Source organism: Pseudoalteromonas sp. SR45-5 (assembly GCF_014163565.1).
GTDB classification, from domain to species: Bacteria; Pseudomonadota; Gammaproteobacteria; order Enterobacterales; family Alteromonadaceae; genus Pseudoalteromonas; species Pseudoalteromonas distincta.
In genome coordinates this window covers 1-382 of the sequence record NZ_JACJDN010001032.1, presented here as the reverse complement: position 1 = coordinate 382, position 382 = coordinate 1, and the positions used below count along the sequence as shown (strand labels likewise).

The following is a 382-nucleotide window of genomic DNA, read 5'->3' as shown; positions in this document are numbered from 1 at the left end:
AAACGAGTCTAAAAATTCAGTTGTCCTAGTGACACATTTATGTGTCCCCATCGTCTAGAGGCCTAGGACACCGCCCTTTCACGGCGGTAACAGGGGTTCGAATCCCCTTGGGGACGCCACTTACTATTTTAAGTATTGTGTAAAGCAGTGTGACACCGCACTCTCTATGCACGACGTTATCAAGAGTACTAATCTCTTGGGGACGCCACTTACTTATTTTAATAGGGAAGTGTAGTGTTATTAAGAAAGCTCGCCTGAAACGAGTCTAAAAATTCAGTTGTCCTAGTGACACATTTATGTGTCCCCATCGTCTAGAGGCCTAGGACACCGCCCTTTCACGGCGGTAACAGGGGTTCGAATCCCCTTGGGGACGCCACTTACT

General features: G+C 47.4%; 2 tRNA genes. Both read left to right on the top strand.

Annotated elements, in window-relative coordinates:
- Window positions 1-43: 43 nt before the first annotated feature.
- A tRNA-Glu gene (locus H5072_RS20845) sits at window positions 44-119 on the top strand.
- A 181-nt stretch (window positions 120-300) separates the two neighbouring features.
- Window positions 301-376 (top strand) — tRNA-Glu (locus tag H5072_RS20840).
- Window positions 377-382 lie beyond the last annotated feature (6 nt).